This window comes from Arthrobacter sp. Y3225116 (genome assembly GCF_059091245.1).
In genome coordinates, this window is the sequence record NZ_JBNHGL010000374.1 from 1 (window position 1) to 1,973 (window position 1,973).

At 72.1% G+C, this 1,973-nt stretch carries 2 protein-coding genes; both read right to left on the reverse strand.

All coding sequences use genetic code 11. The features are described from left to right. A partial coding sequence (locus tag AC5RV2_RS17495) for a YibE/F family protein (RefSeq protein WP_494093387.1) occupies window positions 1-1,321 on the reverse strand: 1,321 nt, incomplete at its 3' end. Between the two features lie 3 nt (window positions 1,322-1,324). Then, the coding region (locus AC5RV2_RS17500) for a GNAT family N-acetyltransferase (protein ID WP_494093388.1) at window positions 1,325-1,973 on the reverse strand (649 nt) is incomplete at its 5' end.

Below are 1,973 nucleotides of genomic sequence, written 5' to 3' on the forward strand. Positions count from 1 at the left end.
CGGCCGCGCCGGCCGCGCCGGGCCCCCGCACCCCCGCGTCGCCATCCGCCGCGGCTCCGGCCATGAGGTGCCGGGGGCCCGACCGCTCCCCCGCCGCCGCCGGGCCGCGGATACCGGTGGCCTTGACCACCAGCACCGCGATCAACGTGGTGATCGGAATGGCCAGGACCAGGCCGATGGATCCGACCAGGGTGCGCACAATCTCCTCGGCCAGTTCCCCGCTGGTCAACGTGGCGAACAGCGGCCGGTCGTGCAGCGACACCAGGATCAGTACCGGAAGGGACGCGCCGGCGTAGGCGAAGGCAATGGTGTAGACGGTGGAGGCGATGTGGTCCCGTCCCACGCGCATGGCACCGGTGAACAGGCGCCTGGCAGAGGCACCGGGAGCCAGTTCGTACATCTCCCACACCGCGGAGGACTGGGTGATGGTGACATCGTTGAGCACGCCCAGGCCGGAGATGATCAGCCCGCACATGATCAGCCCGGAGACGGAGAGGCTGCCGCCCAGGTTGATCAGCTGGTAGGTGTAGTCGTCGTCCACGCCGGTCAGGTACGCGGCGTCGGTGGCCCAGGCCGCCAGCAGGGCGGTGACGCCGAGGCCGAACAGGGTGCCCAGCAACGCGGTGGACGTGCGGGCCGAGAATCCGTGTGCGAAGTAGAGCACCCCGACCATGATGACCACCGAGCCGATCAGGGCCAGCAGCAGCGGCGGCTTGCCTTCCATGAGGCCCGGCAGGATGAACTGCGCCAGGACCAGGAAACCGCCCGCCAGCCCCAGCATCGCGCGGAAGCCGCGCCAGCGGGCCACGGCCACCACGACCAGGGCGTAGAGCACGGCCAGCAGCACCATGGGGACGCTGCGCACGAAGTCCACGAAGACGTAGGCCCCCTCCTGCCCGCCCATGACGCCGGAAAGATTCAGGTACCGGATGGTGTCGCCGGCCTCGACGCCGCGCGAGGCCGCGATCTCCGGCGTGATCTCCACGGGCAGGGGGGAGCCGCCGGCGTCTGGCTGGGTGTAGGCGACCAGGCACTCCTGCGCCTCCATGCCGGCGTCCACCGCCGCCTGCGAGGTGGGGCAGTCTTCCAGCTCCACCCGCTGCACGGTGCCGACGTCGAAGGTCACCCCGGGTGCCGCGGCATAGGGATCGGGGACGTTGGCTCCTGCTCCGTCCCCGGAGGGCCAGAGCAGGATCATGCCCACCAGGGTCAGGACGGTGACCGGCAGCAGGATGGCCGCCAGGAGCAGGTTGGCCCGCCGCCGCGCGGCCAAGGCGGCGGCTCCGGGCGTGGAGGTTTCGTGGCTGTGGCTGTGCCCCATCCGTCAGTCGCTGACGATGGAGGTTTCCGGACCCAACTGGCGCGCGAGACCGGAGTCCAGCAGCGGCTGCAGGACGGCCAGCACAGCGGTCATCGAGTCGTCCACCTCCAGCTGCACCGGGTACTGCGCCACCAGCATGGCCAGCAGCGCCCGCACCGCGGCCTCGGCGTCCTCGGCCGGCAGCGCGGTGTCGTATCCCATCAGCACGTCGGCCGGGGCGTCCGTGCGCTCGTGCGTGTAGCTGACGGCGAAGGCCTGGATGGTGCCGCCGTCGGACTTGGGTGCGCTGCGCAGCACCACCGCGCCGCCGGCCCCCGCGCTCTCGCTAAGCAGCATCTGCTGGGCGCGTCCCACGGTCATGTCCGCGCGGTCCCACACGTGCACCGAGTTGTAGAAGTCTGCCACGGCCCGGGTCAGTTCCACCGACCCGGTGGCTGCCTCCTCCAGCTGCGGACCGGTCTCCCCGAGGTCCGGCAGCGGCAGCGCGCCGGGCGAGACCAGCACCACGCGCGAACTCTGGATCTGGGTCAGGCCGGCGGCCCGGGCGAAGGCGGCGCCGGGGGGGTCCGGTTCCCCGTTCGCCCGCAGCGTCCGCACGCCCGAGGGCGCGTGCTCAGCCTGGGCGCGGTGCCGTGCCAGCCGGTCACGGGCA